Origin of the sequence: Streptomyces sp. NPDC005811 (assembly GCF_040630405.1) — a bacterium.
Lineage (GTDB): Bacteria > Actinomycetota > Actinomycetes > Streptomycetales > Streptomycetaceae > Streptomyces.
Genome location: NZ_JBEXXK010000012.1, coordinates 1 through 19,318, shown reverse-complemented (window position 1 = coordinate 19,318; position 19,318 = coordinate 1). Strand labels below are relative to the sequence as shown.

General features: G+C 70.7%; 16 protein-coding genes. 6 read left to right on the top strand and 10 right to left on the bottom strand.

Features of this window, described 5'->3' with window-relative positions:
- Nucleotides 1-54: 54 nt before the first annotated feature.
- From ABZ490_RS14825 to ABZ490_RS14815, 3 genes are all read right to left on the bottom strand, one after another.
- A complete protein-coding gene (locus tag ABZ490_RS14825) occupies nucleotides 55-891 on the bottom strand; it encodes an aldo/keto reductase (protein ID WP_358989238.1) in 837 nt (278 codons plus the stop codon).
- A gap of 151 nt (nucleotides 892-1,042) precedes the next feature.
- Nucleotides 1,043-2,869, bottom strand: coding sequence for an AMP-dependent synthetase/ligase (locus tag ABZ490_RS14820; protein WP_358989552.1), 1,827 nt, complete (start codon nucleotides 2,867-2,869; stop codon nucleotides 1,043-1,045).
- Between the two features lie 335 nt (nucleotides 2,870-3,204).
- Complete coding sequence (locus ABZ490_RS14815) at nucleotides 3,205-4,101, bottom strand: LysR substrate-binding domain-containing protein (protein WP_358989236.1); 897 nt, start codon at nucleotides 4,099-4,101, stop codon at nucleotides 3,205-3,207.
- A gap of 140 nt (nucleotides 4,102-4,241) precedes the next feature.
- Between ABZ490_RS14815 and ABZ490_RS14810 the strand changes: the two genes are divergently transcribed.
- Together ABZ490_RS14810 and ABZ490_RS14805 are read left to right on the top strand one after the other, a co-directional pair.
- Nucleotides 4,242-5,258, top strand: a complete 1,017-nt coding sequence (locus ABZ490_RS14810; RefSeq protein WP_358989234.1) for a bile acid:sodium symporter family protein — start codon at nucleotides 4,242-4,244, stop codon at nucleotides 5,256-5,258.
- A gap of 80 nt (nucleotides 5,259-5,338) precedes the next feature.
- Nucleotides 5,339-5,866, top strand: a complete 528-nt coding sequence (locus ABZ490_RS14805; protein ID WP_358989232.1) for an isochorismatase family protein — start codon at nucleotides 5,339-5,341, stop codon at nucleotides 5,864-5,866.
- A gap of 73 nt (nucleotides 5,867-5,939) precedes the next feature.
- Here the strand turns inward: ABZ490_RS14805 and fdhD are convergent, their stop codons facing one another.
- Genes fdhD through ABZ490_RS14780 form a run of 5 tightly spaced genes read right to left on the bottom strand, consistent with a single transcriptional unit; the run spans nucleotide 5,940 to nucleotide 12,399 of the window.
- A complete protein-coding gene (fdhD, locus tag ABZ490_RS14800; protein WP_358989230.1) occupies nucleotides 5,940-6,788 on the bottom strand; it encodes a formate dehydrogenase accessory sulfurtransferase FdhD in 849 nt (282 codons plus the stop codon).
- Between the two features lie 7 nt (nucleotides 6,789-6,795).
- Nucleotides 6,796-7,656 carry a 2Fe-2S iron-sulfur cluster-binding protein gene (locus ABZ490_RS14795; protein ID WP_358989228.1) on the bottom strand — a complete coding sequence of 287 codons (861 nt, stop codon included), beginning with the start codon at nucleotides 7,654-7,656 and terminating at the stop codon, nucleotides 6,796-6,798.
- Entirely contained in the window at nucleotides 7,653-9,476 is a 1,824-nt protein-coding gene (locus ABZ490_RS14790) for an NADH-ubiquinone oxidoreductase-F iron-sulfur binding region domain-containing protein (RefSeq protein WP_358989550.1), read from the bottom strand. Before ABZ490_RS14790 ends, ABZ490_RS14795 begins: the two co-directional genes overlap by 4 nt.
- A gap of 5 nt (nucleotides 9,477-9,481) precedes the next feature.
- Nucleotides 9,482-11,401, bottom strand: coding sequence for a molybdopterin-dependent oxidoreductase (locus tag ABZ490_RS14785; RefSeq protein ID WP_358989226.1), 1,920 nt, complete (start codon nucleotides 11,399-11,401; stop codon nucleotides 9,482-9,484).
- Nucleotides 11,402-11,427: 26 nt separating this feature from the next.
- Entirely contained in the window at nucleotides 11,428-12,399 is a 972-nt protein-coding gene (locus tag ABZ490_RS14780) for a 2-dehydropantoate 2-reductase (RefSeq protein WP_358989224.1), read from the bottom strand.
- A gap of 242 nt (nucleotides 12,400-12,641) precedes the next feature.
- Here ABZ490_RS14780 and ABZ490_RS14775 point away from each other — a divergent pair, with 242 nt between their 5' ends.
- From ABZ490_RS14775 to ABZ490_RS14760, 4 genes are all read left to right on the top strand, one after another.
- Entirely contained in the window at nucleotides 12,642-14,027 is a 1,386-nt protein-coding gene (locus ABZ490_RS14775) for an OFA family MFS transporter (protein ID WP_358989222.1), read from the top strand.
- Nucleotides 13,993-14,136, top strand: coding sequence for a hypothetical protein (locus ABZ490_RS14770; RefSeq protein WP_167738980.1), 144 nt, complete (start codon nucleotides 13,993-13,995; stop codon nucleotides 14,134-14,136). The genes ABZ490_RS14775 and ABZ490_RS14770 overlap by 35 nt, the downstream gene beginning before the upstream one ends.
- Nucleotides 14,137-14,308: 172 nt before the next feature.
- Nucleotides 14,309-15,256, top strand: coding sequence for a beta-ketoacyl-ACP synthase III (locus ABZ490_RS14765; RefSeq protein WP_358989219.1), 948 nt, complete (start codon nucleotides 14,309-14,311; stop codon nucleotides 15,254-15,256).
- A 220-nt stretch (nucleotides 15,257-15,476) separates the two neighbouring features.
- On the top strand, nucleotides 15,477-16,154 hold the full coding sequence (locus tag ABZ490_RS14760; protein WP_358989217.1) for a GntR family transcriptional regulator: 678 nt from the start codon (nucleotides 15,477-15,479) through the stop codon (nucleotides 16,152-16,154).
- 140 nt (nucleotides 16,155-16,294) lie between these two features.
- Here the strand turns inward: ABZ490_RS14760 and ABZ490_RS14755 are convergent, their stop codons facing one another.
- Entirely contained in the window at nucleotides 16,295-17,716 is a 1,422-nt protein-coding gene (locus ABZ490_RS14755; protein WP_358989215.1) for an OFA family MFS transporter, read from the bottom strand.
- Nucleotides 17,717-17,719: 3 nt separating this feature from the next.
- On the bottom strand, nucleotides 17,720-19,108 hold the full coding sequence (locus tag ABZ490_RS14750; RefSeq protein WP_358989213.1) for an OFA family MFS transporter: 1,389 nt from the start codon (nucleotides 19,106-19,108) through the stop codon (nucleotides 17,720-17,722).
- Nucleotides 19,109-19,318 lie beyond the last annotated feature (210 nt).

Below are 19,318 nucleotides of genomic sequence, written 5' to 3'. Positions count from 1 at the left end.
GAGAAGAGGGGCGCGGCCATCGGCCACGCCCCCTCATCCACGACGAGCCCGGGCTCAGCCGATGTCGAACGTCGACGGGTCCGGACCGATCCGCCGGTCCTCGTTCAGCGCGCTGATCGCCGCCAGGTCCTCGGTGTCCAGGCTGAAGTCGAACACCTCGATGTTCTCCCTGATCCGCGACGGCGTCACGGACTTCGGGATCACCACGTTGCCGATCTGGAGGTGCCAGCGCAGCACCACCTGGGCCGGGGTGCGGTTGTGCTTCTGGGCGATCGCGACGATCGCCGGGACCTCCAGCAGCCCCTTGCCCTGGCCCAGCGGCGACCAGGCCTCGGTGGCGATGCCCTGCTCCGCGTGGAACTCCCGCAGCGCGTGCTGCTGGAGGTGCGGGTGCAGCTCGATCTGGTTGACGGCCGGGACGACCGCCGTCTCGCCCGTCAGCCGCTCGAGCTGCTCGACGGGGAAGTTGGAGACACCGATCGCCTTGGCCCGGCCGTCGGCGTACAGCTTCTCGAACGCCTTGTACGTGTCGACGTACTTGTCCCGGGCCGGCAGCGGCCAGTGGATGAGGTACAGGTCGACGTGGTCCAGGCCCAGCTTGCCGAGCGAGGTGTCGAACGCGCGCAGCGTCGCGTCGTACCCCTGGTCGGCGTTCCAGAGCTTGGTGGTGACGAAGATGTCCTCGCGGGGCACCCCGGAGGTGGTGATCGCCTTGCCGGTGCCCTCTTCGTTGCCGTAGATCGCCGCTGTGTCGATGCTGCGGTACCCGGCCTCCAGCGCGGTGGCCACCGCCCGCTCCGCCTCGTCGTCCGGCACCTGCCAGACGCCGAAGCCCAGCTGGGGCATCTCCACGCCGTTGTTGAGGATGATCGGGGGGACCTTGCTGCTCACGCGCTCTCGATCCTTCGGTTGTCCGTCAAAGTCGTACTCCCATCGTCAACGATCACACGCCGTGATGCATTCCTGAGCCCGAATCCCGAATTCGGACCCCGGGGCCTTACGTCCGGTACAGAGTTCCGGTACCGAGTTCCGGTACCCGGCTCTACGTCCGGTACAGCGCGTCGACCTCGTCCGCGTACGCGTTCTCGATCGCCTTGCGCTTCAGCTTCAGCGACGGCGTGAGCAGCCCGTGCTCCTCGGTGAACGGCTGCGCCAGGATGCGGAACGTGCGGATCGACTCCGCCTGCGAGACCAGCGTGTTCGCGGCCACCACCGAGCGGCGCACCTCCGCCTCCAGATCCGGGTCCCGCACCAGCTCGGCGGGTGTCAGCTGCGGCTTGCCGCGCATCTGCAGCCAGTGCTCCACCGCCTCCTGGTCGAGCGTGACCAGCGCGGCGACGAACGGCCGGTCGTTGCCGACGACGATGCACTGGCCGACCAGCGGATGATCGCGCACCCGCTCTTCCAGCAGCCCCGGCGAGACGCTCTTGCCGCCCGAGGTGACGAGGATCTCCTTCTTGCGGCCGGTGATGGTGAGATAGCCGTCCTCGTCCAGGGAGCCCAGGTCGCCGGTGGCCAGCCAGCCGTCGTGCAGGCTCTCGTCGGTCGCCTTGGGGTTGTTGAGATACCCCTGGAACACGTTGTCGCCGTGCAGCCAGATCTCCCCGTCGTCCGCGATGTGCACGGTCATCCCGGGGATGGGCTGCCCGACCGTGCCGTAACGGGTACGGCCGGGCGGGTTGGCGGTCGCGGCCGCCGTCGTCTCCGTCAGCCCGTACCCCTCGTACACCTGGACGCCCGCGCCCGCGAAGAACAGCCCGAGCCGGCGGTCCATCGCCGAACCGCCCGACATCGCGTGCCGCACCCGGCCGCCCATCGCCGCGCGCACCTTCGCGTAGACGACCTTGTCGAAGAACTGGTGCTGCATCCGCAGCCCCGCCGACGGGCCCGGCCCGGTGCCCCAGGCCTTCGCCTCCACCGCCTCCGCGTACGCCGTCGCCACCTCCACCGCCTTCTCGAACGGCCCCGACCTGCCCTCCCGCTCGGCCTTGCGACGGGCCGCGTTGAACACCTTCTCGAAGATGTACGGCACGGCCAGGAAGAACGTCGGCCGGAACGCGGCCAGGTCGGGCAGCAGCGCCGCCGCGTGCAGCTGGGGCTGATGACCGAAACGGACCTTGCCGCGGATCGCGGCGATCTGCACCATCCGCCCGAACACGTGCGCGAGCGGCAGGAACAGCAGCGTCGCCGCCTCGTCGCCCTTGCGGGAGTGGAACACCGGCTCCCAGCGTTCGATGACCGTGTCCGCCTCGAACATGAAGTTGCCGTGCGAGATCACACAGCCCTTGGGGCGGCCCGTGGTGCCCGAGGTGTAGATCACCGTGGCGACCGAGTCCGGCGTGACCGCCTCCCGGTGCCGGTGCACCACCTCGTCCTCCACCGAGGCGCCTGCGTCGTACAGCTCCTGTACACACCCCTCGTCCAGCTGCCACAGCTGTGTGAGCCGCGGCAGCCGGTCGATGACCGTGGCGATCGTCATCGCGTGGTCCTCGTGCTCCACCACCGCGGCCGTGCACTCCGCGTCGTACAGCATCCAGAAGCACTGCTCCGCCGACGACGTCGGATACACCGGCACCACCTGCGCGCCGATCGTCCACAGGGCGTAGTCGAACAGGGTCCACTCGTAGCGGGTGCGGGACATGATCGCGACCCGGTCGCCGAACCGGACACCCCGCGCGAGCAGGCCCTTCGCGAGCGCGAGGACCTCGTCGCGGAACTCGGCCGATGTCACGTCCCGCCACCGGCCGTCCTCGTCCTTGCGGCCCAGCGCCACATGGAGCGGGTCCTCCTGGGCGTGCCGGAAGACGACGTCGGCCAGACCGCCGACCGGCGGCGCCAACGCCAACGGAGGGTTGGTGAACTCGCGCAAAACCAGCACCCCGCTTCTCAAGGCCGCGCAGCGCCGTGAAAGCTACCCCACGCTCGGGCGGGACGGGAGGGGGCCGGAAAGCGAGCGATGCTCTCGTCTGCGCTGGTCAATGCCGCAAAATGGGCTCACATAGGGAAGGGTCGGACAGAAAACTGACGATTCAGTAAGTTCCGGCGCCGCAATCTCCACCGAATCTGCCCGCAGCGCTTACGCCGTCCCGGCTCAGAGGTGCGGGGGCCGGTATGCGGTATGCGATATGCGGGGTACGGCATGCGATATGGGAAATGTCGCATACCGCATGTCGCATACAGGCTTTCGCACAGTGCATCCACCCTTCAGTCGCCCCGACCACCCCCGCCCCCCGCCCTCGGCCCCCGTTGCAGCCGGTCCCCGCCCGTCAGGATCGCCGCCGCCAGCGCGTCCGCCGCTCCCTGGGCCGAGGCGTGCCGCCGCCCGTGCACCAGGACGAAGTCGACGCGGCCCAGTTCCGGCAGTCCCGCCCGGTCCGGGACGCGGACCAGGCCCGGTGGGATCAGGCCCCGGGAGTGTGCCATCACGCCGAGGCCGGCCCGGGCCGCGGCGATCAGTCCGTTGAGGCTGCCGCTGGTGCAGACGATCCGCCAGGCGCGCCCCTGCCGTTCGAGCGCCTCGAAGGCCAGCGCGCGGGTGATGCCCGGCGGCGGGAAGACGATGAGCGGCACCGGGCGCTCGGGGTCCAGGCGGAGCCGTTCGGCGCCGATCCACACCAGTTTGTCGTGCCAGACCGGTTCGCCGCGCGGGTCCTCGGGGCGCCGCTTGGCGAGCACCAGGTCGAGCTTTCCGGCGGCGAGCTGTTCGTGGAGGGTGCCGGACAGTTCCACGGTCAGTTCGAGGTCGACCTCGGGGTGGTCGTACCGGAAGCCCTCCAGGATCTCCGGCAGCCGGGTCAGGACGAAGTCCTCGGAGGCGCCGAAGCGGAGCCGGCCGCGCAGCCGCGTTCCCGTGAAGAAAGCGCTTGCCTGCTCATGGACCTCCAGGATCCGGCGCGCGAAGCCGAGCATCGCCTCACCGTCCTCGGTGAGTTCCACGGAGTGGGTGTCCCGGGTGAACAGGGCCCGCCCGGTCGCGTCCTCCAGCCGCCGTACATGCTGGCTGACGGTGGACTGGCGCAGCCCGAGCCGGCGCGCGGCCCGGGTGAAGCTCAGTGTCTGGGCGACCGCGAGGAAGGTCCGCAGATGGGAGGGATCGTACACAGTCGGCACTGTACTGCTTATCGCATACCGCGATCACAGTCAGAGCGGTATGACGGATTCCCGATCACGGACCGGAAGAGGACGATGGAGAGGGGCTCTCCGGCCCCCGACGCATTCTCATCGAACGTACGTGGAGCACCGTGAAACGCCTGCAGTGGCCGAGTCGGATGCCGGTCGACCCCTACATCCTGCTGTTGCTCGGGACGGTCGGGCTCGCGGCGCTGTTCCCGGCCCGCGGCACCGCCGCCGACGTGGCCTCGGGAGCCTCCACGGCCGCCATCGCCTTCCTCTTCTTCCTGTACGGCGCCCGTCTCTCCACCCGCGAGGCACTCGACGGCCTCAAGCACTGGCGGCTGCACACCACCGTCCTCGTCTGCACCTTCGTCGTCTTCCCGCTGCTGGGCCTCGCCGCCCGCGGTCTCGTGCCGGTGTTCCTCACGCAGCCGCTCTACCAGGGGCTGCTCTTCCTCACCCTCGTCCCGTCGACCGTCCAGTCGTCGATCGCCTTCACCTCGATGGCGCGAGGGAACGTTCCTGCGGCGATCTGCGCCGGTTCCTTCTCCTCCCTGGTCGGGATCGTCGTCACCCCGCTGCTCGCCGCCGCGCTCCTCGGCAGCGGCGGCGGGGGCTTCTCGGCCCACTCGCTGGTGGAGATCGTGCTGCAACTGCTGGTGCCCTTCGCCGCCGGACAGCTGCTGCGCCGCTGGATCGGCCCCTTCGTCGCCCGGCACAAGAAGGTCCTCGGGCTCGTCGACCGCGGCTCGATCCTCCTGGTCGTCTACACCGCGTTCAGCGAGGGCATGGTCCGGGGCATCTGGCACCAGGTCAGCCCCGTGCGGCTCGGCGGGCTGCTCGTCGTCGAAGCCGGGCTGCTCGCCGTGATGCTCGCCCTGACCTGGTACGGAGGCAAGGCGCTGCGCTTCGGCCGGGAGGACCGGATCACCCTCCAGTTCGCGGGCTCGAAGAAGTCCCTCGCCGCCGGACTGCCCATGGCGAGCGTCCTGTTCGGCGCGCACGCCTCCCTCGCCGTCCTGCCGCTGATGCTGTTCCACCAGATGCAGCTGATGGTGTGCGCGGTGATCGCCAAGCGGCGGGCCCGGGATCCGCTGGAGGGGCCACGCGCGGACGTCGCGGAGCGGGCCTCGGCGGCGGTGTGAGCCACCCGAACGCGACCGCCGCGCGGTCCTGTTGATCCGGATCCCGGGCACGGAACGCTCATCACGGATAACGTTCCGTCATGACCGCACCGCTCACGCTCGCCCCCGCGCGTACCGCCCTCGTCCTCGTCGACCTCATGGACCGGATCGTCGCCCTGCCCCTGGAACCCCGCAAGGGCACCGAAGTACTGTCCGTGGCCGAGGAGTTGGCGCGCACCTTCCGCGCGGCCGGCGCCCCGGTCGTCCTCGTCCGCGTCGAACGCCCCGGCGTCGCCGAACAGCCCCCCGGCAGCGGACTCGTCCCCGGGCTGCTCGCCGCGGGCGACGTGGAGATCGTCAAGCGCACCATCGGCGCCTTCCAGGGCACCGGCCTGGACGAGGCACTGCGCGCCCGGGGCGTCACCACCGTCGTGCTCGGCGGGATCGCCACCAACCTCGGCGTCGAGTCCACCGCCCGCGCCGCCGGCGACCTCGGCTACGACCTCGTCTTCGTCGAGGACGCCATGGCCGCCCTCACCCAGCCCGAGCACGAGGCGTCGGTGAAACTGGACTTCCCGCGGCTCGGCACGGTCGTACCGGCCGCGCGGCTGCGTCTGGCGGCGGACTGAGGCGGGGCCCCCGCGGCGCAGGGGGCGCTCCCCGCCGTTCGGGGCCCCGCCGCCGTGCCGCGGGGGGACCGGGTCACCCGCGGGCGGCCGCGGTCCGCAGGGCGATGCGGTCCTCACCCGCGTACACGTTCATGGAGCTGCCGCGCAGGAAGCCCACCAGCGTCAGTCCCGTCTCCGCGGCCAGGTCCACGGCCAGCGAGGACGGCGCCGAGACCGCCGCGAGCACCGGGATGCCCGCCATCACGGCCTTCTGCGCCAGCTCGAAGGAGGCCCGCCCCGACACCAGCAGGATCGCGCGGGACAGCGGCAGGTCACCGTTCTGCAGGGCGCGCCCGACGAGTTTGTCGACCGCGTTGTGCCGGCCCACGTCCTCGCGCACGTCCAGCAGCTCGCCGTCCTCGCCGAACAGGGCCGCCGCGTGCAGACCCCCGGTCCGGTCGAAGACCCGCTGGGCCGCGCGCAGCCGGTCGGGGAGGGCGGCGAGCAGATCGGCGTCGACGCGGACCGGGGGAGTGTCGGCGATCGGCCAGCGGGCCGTCGTCCGCACCGCGTCCAGGCTGGCCTTGCCGCACAGACCGCAGGACGAGGTGGTGTACACGTTCCGTTCGAGAGTGATGTCTGGGAGCGTCACCCCGGGGGACGTCTTCACGTCGACCACGTTGTAGGTGTTGGAGCCGTCGGCGGTCGCCCCCGCGCAGTAGACGATGTTCTGCAGATCGGATACGTCGGCCAGCACGCCCTCGCTGACCAGGAACCCGGCCGCCAGCGCGAAGTCGTCGCCCGGTGTGCGCATGGTGATGGCGAGCGGCTTGCCGTTCAGCCGGATCTCCATCGGTTCCTCGGCGACAAGGGTGTCCGGGCGGGTGGACACCACCCCGTCGCGTATGCGGAGCACCTTGCGTCGTTCGGTCACTCGTCCCATGTGATGATCAGCCCCGGTTCTGTACGTGCTGGTAGCCGAAGCGGCCCTTGATGCAGAGATTGCCGTGGGTCACCGGGTTGTCGTGCGGGGAGGTGACCTTCACGATCTCATTGTCCTGCACGTGGAGGGTCAGGTTGCAGCCCACTCCGCAGTAGGCGCACACCGTCGTCGTCCGGGTCTGCGCCGCCTCGTCCCAGGTGCCGGCCTCCCGCCGGTCGTACTCCGACCTGAACGACAGCGCCCCCGTCGGACACACCTCGATGCAGTTTCCGCAGTACACACACGCCGAATCGGTCAGCGGGGCGTCCTGCTCCACGGCGATCCGGGCGTCGAAGCCCCGGCCCGTCACGGAGATCGCGAAGGTGTTCTGCCACTGGTCCCCGCAGGCGTCGACGCACTTGTAGCAGAGGATGCACTTGTCGTAGTCGCGGACGTAGAGGTCGTTGTCGATCCTCGGCTCCTCGCCGAGGCGGGCGGCATCGGGGCCGAAACGGTCCGGCTTCGCCTCGTACTCCTTGATCCACTCCACGGCCCGCGGGGTCGTCGACAGGTCGACCGAGGAGGCCAGCAGCTCCAGGACGATCTTCCGGCTGTGCCGGGCCCGCTCGGTGTCCGTCCGCACCACCATCCCCGGCTCGGCCCGGCGCGAACAGGCCGGCACCAGCGTGCGCGCCCCCTCGACCTCGACGACACACACCCGGCACGCGTTCTTCGGCCGCAGCGTGTCGCCCTCGCACAGGGTCGGCACGTCCTTCCCGGCGGCCCGGCAGGCGTCCAGGACCGTCGCCCCCTCCGGAACCCGGACCTCCGTCCCGTCGAGCGTGAACTCCAGCAGCCGGCGCGGGATCCCCAGCGGTGTCACGGTCATGCGTACGCCCCCAGACGGTCGATGGCGGATTCCACGGCGTTCCACGCGGTCTGCCCCAGACCGCAGATCGAGGCGTCACGCATCGCCCGCCCCACCTCCCTGAGCAGGGCGATGTCGTCGGCCGCCGCCGCACCCGCACGGTCGGCGATCCGGCGCAGCGCCTCCTCCTGGCGCACCGTCCCCACCCGGCACGGCACGCACTGCCCACAGGACTCGTCACGGAAGAACTCCGCGATCCGCAGCAGCAGACGGGGCAGCGGCACGGTGTCGTCGAACGCCATGACGACCCCCGAACCGAGGGTCGTCCCCGCCTCGCGGGTGCCCTCGAAGGTGAGCGGGATGCCCAGCTCGTCGGGCCGTACGAACCCGCCGGCCGCACCGCCGAGCAGCACGGCCCGCAGCCCCGGCCGCACCCCCGCCCGCTCCAGCAGCTCGCCCAGCGTCGCGCCGAAGGGCAGCTCGTACACCCCCGGGCGCTCGACACTCCCCGACACGCAGTACAGCTTGGGGCCGGTGGAGCGTGCCGTGCCGATCGCCGCGTACGCCGGTGCGCCCATGGTCAGGATGGGCAGGACGTTGACGAGCGTCTCCACGTTGTTCTCGGCCGTCGGCTTCCCGAACAGGCCCTTCTCCACGGGGAACGGCGGCTTCGACCGCGGCTCGCCCCGGAAGCCCTCGATCGAGTTGAACAGGGCGGTCTCCTCGCCGCAGATGTAGGCGCCGGCGCCACGCCGGATCTCGATGTCGAAGGCGAAGCCCTGGCCGAGGACGTCGTCGCCGAGCAGACCGCGGGCCCGCGCCTGGTCGACGGCATACTGCATACGGTGTATCGCCCGCGGGTACTCGCCGCGCAGATACAGGTACCCGGTGTGCGCGCCGATCGCATACGCCGCGATCGTCATCGCCTCCACCAGCGCGTACGGATCACCCTCCATGATCACGCGGTCCTTGAAGGTGCCCGGCTCGGATTCGTCGGCGTTGCACACCAGATGGTGCGGCCGGTCCGGCTGGGACGCCGTGGCCTGCCACTTGCGGCCCGTGGGGAACGCGGCCCCGCCCCGGCCGACCAGGCCGGAGTCCGTGACCTCACGGATGACTCCGGCGGGACCGAGCGCGAACGCCCGCCGCAGGGCCGCGTATCCGCCGTGCGCCCGGTAGTCGTCCAGCGACGACGGATCGACCACCCCGACCCGCCGCAGCAGCGTCAGTGACGGATCGCCCGCCTGCGGGACCGCCAGCGCCGCCGGCGGCTCCTGCGGCGCCGAGTCGGGCGCGGTCGCGGCGAGAACGGCCGCCTCGACGGCCGAGGGCGCCGACACCGCCGTACGCACCGGATCACCCGCCCTGATCGCGAGGGCGGCCGGGGCGCGTTCGCACAGGCCGAGGCAGGGACTGCGCTCCACGGCCACCCCGCTGCCCGCGCCCAGCCGGGCCTCGACACCGGCGCACAGACCGGCCGCGCCGGCCGCCGTGCAGGCGAGGTCCGTGCACACGTGCAGCACGGTCGCCGGGCGCGGCCGTACCGAGAACATCGCGTAGAAGGTGGCGACGCCGTACGCCTCCGCCGGCGGCACGGTCAGCCGCCGGCACAGGTAGTCGAGGGCGCCCTCGCTGATCCAGCCGACGCGGTCGTTGAGGGCGTGCAGCCCCGGCAGCAGCAGATCACGGCGGTCGCGGGCCTCGCGGCCGCCGCGCGCCCACCGGAGATCGGCGTCCGTGCGGTCGGCGCCCTCCCACGACGACTGCGGAGGGCCGAGCAGGGCGTCCACGGCCGCCCGTTCCTCATCGGTGGGCTTGCTGTCGCCGAAGTGCAGGTCCACGTACGTCACCTCACAGTGATCGGGGCGGGCAGCTTCTCGATCCGGATCGCCGACGCCTTGAACTCCGCCGTTCCCGCGATGGGGCAGTTCGCCTCGATCGTGAGCTGGTTGGTGTCCACCTCGTCGGGAAAGTGCATCGTCATGAACGCGAGCCCGGGCCGCAGCGCGGTGTCGATCCACACCGGCGCCACGACCGTGCCGCGCCGCGAGGTGACCCGCACCTGCTCGCCGACCACGACCCCGTACCGCTCGGCGTCCTCCGGACACAGCTCGACGAACTCGCCGCGCCGCAGCGGGGAGGCGAAACTCCCGCTCTGTACACCGGTGTTGTAGGAGTCCAGCCGTCGTCCCGTGGTCAGCCGGATCGGATACCGCTCGTCGGTCAGGTCGACGGGAGGATCGTGCCGCACGATCCCGAACGGCGCCCGCCTGCCGCGCCGTTGCGGATCGGTCTCCCACAACCTGCCGTGCAGATAGGTCGGTTCGAGCCGCTCGGTGCTCGGGCACGGCCACTGGATGCCCTGGTGCTCCTCCAGCCGGGCGTACGTCATGCCGTGGTGGTCGGGGGAGAGGGACCGGAGCTCGTTCCACACGGCCTCGGCGTCGGCGTACTTCCAGTCGTGGCCGAGCCGTGCCGCGAGGTCGCAGATGATGTCGATGTCCTCGCGCGCCTCACCGGGCGGGGTGACCGCGCGGCGCACCCGCTGCACCCGCCGCTCGCTGTTGGTGGTCGTGCCGTCCGTCTCCGCCCAGCCGGCGGTCGCGGGCAGCACGACGTCCGCCAACTCGGCGGTCTTGGTAAGGAAGATGTCCTGCACGACGAGGAAGTCCAGCTGCCGCATGCGCCGTACGGCCTGTTCGCTGTCGGCCTCCGACTGCGCCGGGTTCTCACCGATGCAGTACACGGCCCGCAGCGTGCCCTCCTCCATCGCCTCGAACATCTCCGTCAGGTTCAGCCCGTAGTGCGGCTGGATGACGGTGTCCCACGACGACTCGAACTTCAGCCGGGCCGCCGGGTCCAGGATGTCCTGGAAGCCGGGCAGCCGGTTGGGGATGGCCCCCATGTCGCCGCCGCCCTGCACGTTGTTCTGGCCCCGCAAGGGCTGCAACCCGGCGCCGTAGCGGCCGATCTGACCGGTCAACAGGGACAGATTGATCAGCGCGCGCACATTGTCGGTGCCGTTGTGGTGCTCGGTGATGCCGAGGGTCCAGCACAACTGGGCGCGCTCGGCACGGGCGTAGGCGTGCGCCAACTCCCTGATGGCGGCGGCCGGTACGCCCGTCACCTTCTCGGCCAGCGACAGCGTCCAGGGCTCGACGAGCGCCCGGTACTCCTCGAACCCCGAGGTCGCCCGCTCGATGAACGTCTCGTTGGCCAGGCCCGCCCGGATGATCTCGCGGCCGATCGCGTGCGCCATCGGGATGTCCGTGCCGACATTGAGGCCGAGCCAGCTCTCCGCCCACTCGGCGGTGGAGGTGCGGCGCGGGTCGACCGCGTACATCCGGGCGCCGTTCCTGATCCCCTTCAGCACGTGCTGGAAGAAGATCGGGTGCGCGAAACGGGCGTTGGAACCCCACATCACGATGAGGTCGGTGTGCTCGATCTCCTCGTACGACGACGTCCCGCCCCCCGAGCCGAAGGCCGCCGACAGCCCCGCGACGCTCGGCGCGTGACAGGTGCGGTTGCAGGAGTCGACGTTGTTGGTGCCCATCACCACCCGGGCGAACTTCTGCGCCACGAAGTTCATCTCGTTGGTGGCCCGGGCGCAGGAGAACATGCCGAACGCCCCCCGGTTGCGCCCGAGTCCACGACTCGCCCGGTCGAGCGCCTCCTCCCAGCCCGCGGGCCGGAAGGGCTCGTCGCGGGAATCGCGCACCAGCGGGTGGGTGAGCCGGGTGTAGGTCTTCGACGGCCGCTTCCTCATACGACTCTCCTCATGCGGCGCTCCTGTCATGCGGCGCTCCTGATCGCGAGCAGGTCCGAGATGGCGTGCACGGTGCGCAGGGTGGGCACCTCGACGCCGGTGATCTCCGCCAGCTCGACGACGGCCGCGAGCAGGACGTCGAGTTCGAGCGGCTTGCCGCGCTCCAGGTCCTGGAGCGTGGAGGTGCGGTGGTCGCCGACCCGCTCCGCGCCCGCGAGCCGGCGTTCGATGGAGACACCCACCTCGCAGCCGAGGGCCTCGGCGACGGACAGCGTCTCGCGCATCATCGTCTCGATGACCCGGCGGGTGCCGCCGTGCAGGCACATCTGCCGCATGGTGGCCCGGGCGAGCGCGCTGATCGGGTTGAAGGAGATGTTGCCCAGCAGCTTGAGCCAGATGTCGTTGCGCAGCCCCGGCTCCACCGGGCACTTCAGGCCGCCCGCCGTCATGGCCTCGCTGAAGCGGGAGCACCGGTCCGAGACACTGCGGTCGGGCTCGCCGACCGAGAACCGGGTGCCCTCCAAGTGCCGTACGACGCCCGGTGCTTCGAGTTCGGTGGCCGCGTACACCACGCAGCCGACGGCCCGTTCGGGCGCGAGCACCGCACTGACCGCGCCACCGGGGTCCACACTCTCCACCCGGTGACCGTCGTGCGGGCCGCCGTGTCGGTGGAAGTACCACCAGGGGATGCCGTTCTGGGCGGCGATCACCGCCGTGGTGTCGTGCAACAGGGGCTCGATCAGCGGCCCGCACGCCGCGTACGAGTGGGCCTTCAGACCCAGGAACACGAAGTCGGCCGGGCCGATCTCGGCCGGGTCGTCGGTGGCGTGGGCGCGGGCGGTGAAGTCGCCGCGCGGACTGTGCACCCGCACCCCGTCCCGCCTCATGGCCGCCAGATGCGGTCCACGGGCGACGAGATGCACATCGGCGCCCGCGCGATGGAGCGCTGCACCGACGTAAGCGCCGATCGCACCGGCGCCGAGGACTGCGACTTTCATGGTGAGGGAGCTCCGTTCGGTCGAGGGTACCGAGGAACTGCCGAACACTGTCGACTGAATATTGTCTACAGTATGGTGGCTACGGCGGCAAGAGTCCGCGCACGGGTCCGCGCACCGCCGACCATGCCGCCGCGGGGAAACCGGCCGGTCCGACCGTTCGGCGCAGGCTGCATACCGTTCACCGCATACGGTCGACGCGCCGCCTTCTCAACCCTCTTGATCCTTCCTACCGTTCGGGATTCATGAGTCCCCCTGTCGCACCGCCCGGCTGGAGCCGCTGGCTCGTGCCCCCGGCCGCCCTCTCGGTCCACCTCTCCATCGGCCAGGCCTACGCCTGGTCCGTCTTCAAGCCCCCGCTGGAGTCCGCGCTCGGCCTCAGCGGCACCCAGAGCGCTCTGCCCTTCCAGCTCGCCATCGTCATGCTCGGCCTGTCCGCCGCGTTCGGCGGCACACTCGTCGAGCGCAACGGGCCGCGCTGGGCGATGACGGTCGCCCTGGTCTGCTTCTCCTCGGGCTTCCTGATCTCCGCGCTCGGCGCCGCCACCGAGCAGTACTGGCTTATCGTCCTCGGCTACGGCTTCGTCGGCGGCATCGGCCTGGGCATCGGCTACATCTCGCCCGTCTCCACCCTGATCAAGTGGTTCCCCGACCGGCCCGGCATGGCCACCGGTATCGCCATCATGGGCTTCGGCGGCGGCGCGCTCATCGCCTCGCCCTGGTCGGCGCAGATGCTGGAGTCGTTCGGCGCGGACCACTCCGGGATCGCGCTCGCGTTCCTCGTCCACGGAATATCGTATGCAGTCTTCATGACCCTCGGCGTGCTCCTCGTCCGCGTCCCCCGCCCCGTCCAGGTGGCCGCCGACGAGACGAGCGGCGGGGCGAGCGAGGGACCGAGCAGCGGGGTGAGCGGCGAGGCGGGCAGCGTCACGGGCGTGCAGGTCTCGGCCCGCTCCGCGGTGCGCACCCCGCAGTTCTGGTGCCTGTGGGTCGTCCTCTGCATGAACGTGACCGCGGGCATCGGCATCCTGGAGAAGGCCGCCCCGATGATCACGGACTTCTTCGCCGACACCTCCACCCCCGTGTCCGTGACGGCCGCCGCCGGATTCGTCGCCCTGCTGTCCTCGGCCAACATGGCCGGCCGCATCGGCTGGTCGTCCACCTCCGACCTGATCGGCCGCAAGAACATCTACCGCCTCTACCTGGGCGTCGGCGCGCTCATGTACGCGCTGATCGCGCTGTTCGGCGACTCCTCCAAGCCGCTGTTCGTCCTCAGCGCCCTGGTGATCCTCTCCTTCTACGGCGGCGGCTTCGCGACGATCCCCGCCTACCTCAAGGACCTCTTCGGCACCTACCAGGTCGGCGCCATCCACGGCCGGCTCCTGACCGCCTGGTCCACGGCCGGCGTCCTCGGACCGCTGATCGTCAACTGGATCGCCGACCGCCAGGAGGAGGCCGGCAAGCACGGCGCGGACCTCTACTCCCTGTCCCTGTTCATCATGATCGGGCTGCTCGCCGTCGGCTTCGTCGCCAACGAGCTGGTCCGCCCCGTCGACGCCCGCCACCACCTGCCCGCCCCGACGAAGGAGGCCGCCGATGTCACAGCCCGACAGCAGCCCGAGTCCGCCTGAACCGGACCGCCGCCCGCTCATCGCGCTCGCCTGGCTGTGGGTGGGCGCCCCGCTCGCCTACGGACTGTACGAGCTGGTGCAGAAGGCGGCGAAACTGTTCACCGGGTAGCCGTCCGGGCTGCTCATGGGCAGGTGTTCGGGAAGTGTTCGGGCGTCCGAGGGTTAGAGGGAAGCCGACAACCCCGGCGCCCGTTTCCTGTCGCAACACCTGTCCCCGTACCCGCGAGTCACTGATCAGACTGGTGGATCCCGCTACCCAAGGCAACGAGGGGGACCCCCACATGAACGGCTCGCGCATCGCCGCCGTCGGCCACTACCAGCCCGCCAAGGTGCTCACCAACGAGGAACTGGCGGGCATGGTCGACACCAGTGACGAGTGGATCAGGAGCCGGGTGGGCATCCACACCCGCCACATCGCCGGCCCCGACGAGCCCGTGGACGAGCTCGCCGCGCACGCCGCCGCCAAGGCCCTCGCCGCCGCCGGCCTCGGCCCGGCCGACATCGACCTGGTGCTGGTCGCCACGTCCACCGCCGTCGACCGTTCGCCCAACATGGCCGCCCGGGTCGCCGCCCGCCTCGGCATCCCGCGCCCGGCCGCCATGGACGTCAACGTCGTGTGCGCCGGCTTCACCCACGCCCTGGCCACCGGCGACCACACCGTCCGCGCGGGCGCCGCGACCCGCGCCCTGGTCATCGGTGCCGACAAGATGTCCGAGGTGACGGACTGGTCCGACCGTACGACCTGCGTCCTCGTCGGCGACGGAGCGGGCGCCGCGGTCGTCGAGGCCTGTCCCGACGGCGTCGAGCCCGGTATCTCGCCCGTGCTGTGGGGATCGGTGCCCGAGATGGGGCACGCGGTGCGCATCGAGGGCCAGCCGGCGCGGTTCGCCCAGGAGGGGCAGAGCGTCTACCGGTGGGCCACCACCCAGCTGCCGCCGCTCGCCCGCCAGGCCTGCGAGCGCGCAGGACTGCGCCCCGAGGACCTCGCGGCCGTCGTGCTGCACCAGGCGAACCTGCGGATCATCGAACCGCTCGCCCAGAAGATCGGCGCCGTCAACGCGGTGGTCGCCCGCGATGTCACCGCTTCGGGGAACACCTCCGCCGCCAGCATCCCGCTCGCCTTCTCCAAGCTGGTCGAGCAGGGCGCGATCTCCACCGGGGATCCGGTGCTGCTGTTCGGCTTCGGAGGCAACCTCTCCTACGCCGGACAGGTCGTACGCTGCCCCTGAACGGCCCGCCGGTAGCGGTGTGACGCGTCCGACGGCCCGGAGGGCTGGCCACAGTGCGCCGTAGACTGTAGACGAAAGACAATCGATACTCGGCTGTAGACAGTACGCAGTACACAGTGGACAGCCGACTCCATACAGTCTGACTCCGTACGTCTTTCGCATTCGTGGCTACTCCGGCCGGCCGTTGCTGCCCGGCGCTGCCCAGGAGGGGAACCGACCGATGTTGTCGACAGGACTGCCGCAGGGTGCGGTGCCCAAGCTCGAACGGCCAGGCCCGCTGCGCGACCGCGTCTACGAGGCGCTGCTCGAGCTCATCACCACCCGGGCCCTCCAGCCGGGCCAGCACCTCGTCGAGAGCGAGCTGGCGAACCACCTCGGCGTCTCGCGCCAGCCCGTGCGCGAGGCGCTGCAGCGGCTCAACACCGAGGGCTGGGTGGACCTCAGGCCCGCGCAGGGCGCGTTCGTGCACGAGCCGACCGAGGAGGAGGCCGACCAGCTCCTCACGGTCCGCACGCTGCTGGAGGCCGAGGCGGCCCGCCTCGCGGCCCGGCAGGCGAAGACGCACGACGTCGACGACCTGGACGAGATCCTGGCCCTGGGCCTGCAGGCCGTGGCCGACGACGACGTGGACGCCGCCGTCGCCCTCAACGCCCGCTTCCACGCCAAGATCATGGAGCTGGCGGGCAACGCGGTCCTGGCCGAGCTGGCGGCCCAGGTCGACCGGCGGGTGCGCTGGTACTACACCCCGGTCGCCCGGCAGCGCGGCGAGCAGTCCTGGATCGAGCACCGCGATCTGATCACCGCGATCCTCAACCGCGACGAACAGCTCGCCACCCGGCTGATGCGGGAGCACACGGAGCACACCCGACGCTCGTACCACGCCCGCGCCAAGTCCTGACCCTCCCCGGGCGGGTGCGGGGCCTGGCGGTCCTGCACCCCCCGGGTTTCCCGGCGTACCTGACGGCCCCTCAAAAGCCGACGCGGGCACGCCGATCGGGGCCCACCACGACGTGGCGGGCCCCGATCCGGTACGCCCGTCTAGGCGGTGGCGCCGCTCGTACGGGCTCCCTTCCCGCCGGCGGGTCCCCCCGACGTGGCCCCCGGCTGCCGCAGCAGCAGGGCGATGCCCGCCGCCACCATGGAGACACCGCCCGCCAGGGCGTACGCGCCGTCGTAGCCCCAGGCCGCGACCACCAGCGAGCCCAGCCCGCCGCCGAACAGACCGCTGACGAGCTTGCCGCTGTACACCAGGCCGTAGTTGGTGGCGTTGTAGTTCTCGCCGAAGTAGTCCGGGGTGAGCGCGGCGAACAGCGGATAGAACGCGCCGCCGCCGAAGCCGGAGAGGAAGGCGAAGAACAGGAACAGCCCCTCGCTCCTGACGTCACCGGCCCAGATCACCCCGAACTGCGCGAGCCCCAGCACGACGATGACGAACACCAGCGTGGACTTGCGGCCCCAGCGGTCCGACAGCCAGCCCACGACCCCGCGGCCCACGCCGTTGACGACCGCCATGACGCCCATCGAGGAGGCCGCGACCAGGGGGCCGAATCCGACGTCCTTGGCGTAGTCGACCTGGAAGGAGATCCCGAAGATGGAGACCCCGGCCGTCATCACGATCGCGACCCACATCAGGGGCAGCATCCCGGTCCGGACCGCCTCCTTCGGCGTGAACTGCCGTACCGCGGGAGGGTTCTTGGCCAGGCTGGTCGCCTTCGTGGCGTCGCCGGCGTACGCCGACGGATCGATGTCGGCCGGCCACCAGTTCTTCGGCGGGTCCTTGAAGAAGAACGCGCTCCCGAACACCACGATCATGATGTAACAGCCGATCAGATCGAGCACCCGGTGGTAGTTCGCCGTGTCGAAGCCGTAGTTGAAGATGAAGATGAACGGCAGCGACCCGTACGCGAAGCCGCCGTTGACGAACCCGGTGCGGGCGCCGCGCCGTTCCGGGAACCACTTGCCGACCATGTTGATGCAGGTCGCGTACACCAGGCCGGCGCCGATGCCGCCGATCACCCCGAAGCCGAGGATCGCCAGCAGCACATTGCTCAGATGCGACAGTGCGAGGAATCCGATCAGGCACATACCGGATCCCGTATACATCGCGCCGCGCGCCGACAGGATCCCGCGCTCCCGCAGCCAGCCCGCCGGGAACGCGACCCCCGCCTGGAAGAACACCCAGACGCTGAGGATCCAGAAGGTGTTCGACTGCGTCCAGCCGTGCGCGTGGGACAGGGTGTCCTCCGCCGAGCCGTACGCGTACTCGAAGACACTGATCGCCATCATGGCGATCCACGGCAGGTAGATCATGAGCTTGCGGGAGTGACCGAGGATGTCCCGGTCGCTCTCGCCGATGCGGTAGACGCGGCCGCGCGCATCGGACACTTCCCGGTAGGGGAGCCCCTCGCGGGCGCCCGAGTCGGTCGACGAGCTGTTCGCCTGTATGCGATCCGCCGTCATTGTCTACGCCATCTCCTCGCCGAGCGGTTGCGGGTTGGGGACGATGCTCCGGGCCTTCGGGGTGCCCGGGGACTTCAGGAACAGCGCCAGGACGGCGGAGGCCAGCCCGATGGAGCCCGCGAGCACGAACGCGCCCTCGTAGTCCCACGCGTCGACGACGACCGCGCCCACCCCCGAGCCGACCAGGCCCGAGATCAGCTTCGAGCTGTAGACCATGCCGTAGTTGCTGGCGTTGTTGTTCTCGCCGAAGTAGTCGGCCGTCATGGCCGCGAACAGGGGGAAGATCGCCCCGCCGCCGAAGCCGGAGACCATCGAGCAGAACAGGAAGAACGGCATGCTGCCCATCTGGCCCGACACCAGCACCCCGAACTGCGCGGTGCCCAGCACGATGCACACGATGATCAGCGTGTTGCGGCGGCCGTACCGGTCGGAGATCCAGCCGATCACACCGCGGCCGGTGCCGTTGACGATCGCCTTCAGGGACATCGCGGTGGCCACGATCCCGCCCGCGAACCCCATGTCCTTGCCGAACGGCACCTGGAAGGCGATGCCGAAGATGTTGATGCCGGCCGTGCACAGCAGACAGAACCACATCATCCACAGGACGGGGGTGCGCGCGGCCTCCCTCGGGGTGTACTGCCGGACCGCGGGCGGGTTCTTCGCGAGCGCCCGGCGGATCTTCGGGTCGTCGGTCACCTTCAGCGGATCGACCTGCGCGGGCCACCAGTTCTTCGGCGGGTCCCGGAAGAACCAGCCCGCCGTGGCCACCACCAGACACAGCCCGACGCCCACCGACGCCAGCACGCCCCGGTAGTTGCCGAGGTCCATGTAGGAGGTGAACAGGAACACGAACGGCACCGAGCCGTAGGCGAAGCCGCCGTTGACGAAGCCGGTCTTGCCGCCCTTGCGCTCCGGATACCACTTGCCGACCATGTTGACGCAGGTCGCATACACCAGACCGGCGCCGATACCGCTGCACATGCCGAAGCCGAAGTAGGCGACGAGCACGTTCGGCGCGTACGCCAGCGAGAGATAGCCCAGCAGCGTCCCGACCGCGCCGATCAGCATCGCCGTACGGGCGGGCAGCCTGCCGCTCTCCCGCAGCTGCCCCGCCGGGAAGGCCACGGCCGCCTGGAAGAACACCCAGACGCCCATCAGCCAGAAGATGTGCCCGCTGTTCCACAGATGCGCCTCGTGGAGCGTGTCCTCCGCCGACGTGAACGCGTACTCGGCGGAGCTGATGCCCATCATGCCCACCCACGGCAGGATGACCATCCACCTGCGCCTACGGCCCATGATGTCGACGTCGGACTCGCCGATCCGGTACACACGGCCGTTGCGGTCCGTCACCTCCCGGTAGGGGAGGGAGGTCGAGTAGTCGGTTGTCGTCATGTCGCTCAGCACCCCTTGCGTCGAAAGTTCTGGCCAGCGCCCCCTGTCCATTGCCTTTCGTGCGCGCACGGGTCCCGGGGGGGGGGGGGGGGGGCCCCCCCCCCCCCCCCCCCCCCCCCCCCCCCCCCAAACCCCCCCCCCCCCCCCCCCCCCCCCCACCACACCCACCACAACCCCCCCGACCCCCCCCCCCCCCCCGGGGCGCCCCCC

Excerpts from the sequence above, each read along its gene's own strand:
- ABZ490_RS14805 (WP_358989232.1), top strand. The coding sequence starts at position 5,339 with ATGACCGCACCGCTCACGCTCGCCCCCGCGCGTACCGCCCTCGTCCTC.
- fdhD (WP_358989230.1), bottom strand. The coding sequence starts at position 6,788 with ATGGGACGAGTGACCGAACGACGCAAGGTGCTCCGCATACGCGACGGG.
- ABZ490_RS14795 (WP_358989228.1), bottom strand. The coding sequence starts at position 7,656 with ATGACCGTGACACCGCTGGGGATCCCGCGCCGGCTGCTGGAGTTCACG.
- ABZ490_RS14785 (WP_358989226.1), bottom strand. The coding sequence starts at position 11,401 with ATGAGGAAGCGGCCGTCGAAGACCTACACCCGGCTCACCCACCCGCTG.
- ABZ490_RS14780 (WP_358989224.1), bottom strand. The coding sequence starts at position 12,399 with ATGAAAGTCGCAGTCCTCGGCGCCGGTGCGATCGGCGCTTACGTCGGT.
- ABZ490_RS14775 (WP_358989222.1), top strand. The coding sequence starts at position 12,642 with ATGAGTCCCCCTGTCGCACCGCCCGGCTGGAGCCGCTGGCTCGTGCCC.
- ABZ490_RS14770 (WP_167738980.1), top strand. The coding sequence starts at position 13,993 with ATGTCACAGCCCGACAGCAGCCCGAGTCCGCCTGAACCGGACCGCCGC.
- ABZ490_RS14765 (WP_358989219.1), top strand. The coding sequence starts at position 14,309 with ATGAACGGCTCGCGCATCGCCGCCGTCGGCCACTACCAGCCCGCCAAG.
- ABZ490_RS14760 (WP_358989217.1), top strand. The coding sequence starts at position 15,477 with ATGTTGTCGACAGGACTGCCGCAGGGTGCGGTGCCCAAGCTCGAACGG.
- ABZ490_RS14755 (WP_358989215.1), bottom strand. The coding sequence starts at position 17,716 with ATGACGGCGGATCGCATACAGGCGAACAGCTCGTCGACCGACTCGGGC.
- ABZ490_RS14750 (WP_358989213.1), bottom strand. The coding sequence starts at position 19,108 with ATGACGACAACCGACTACTCGACCTCCCTCCCCTACCGGGAGGTGACG.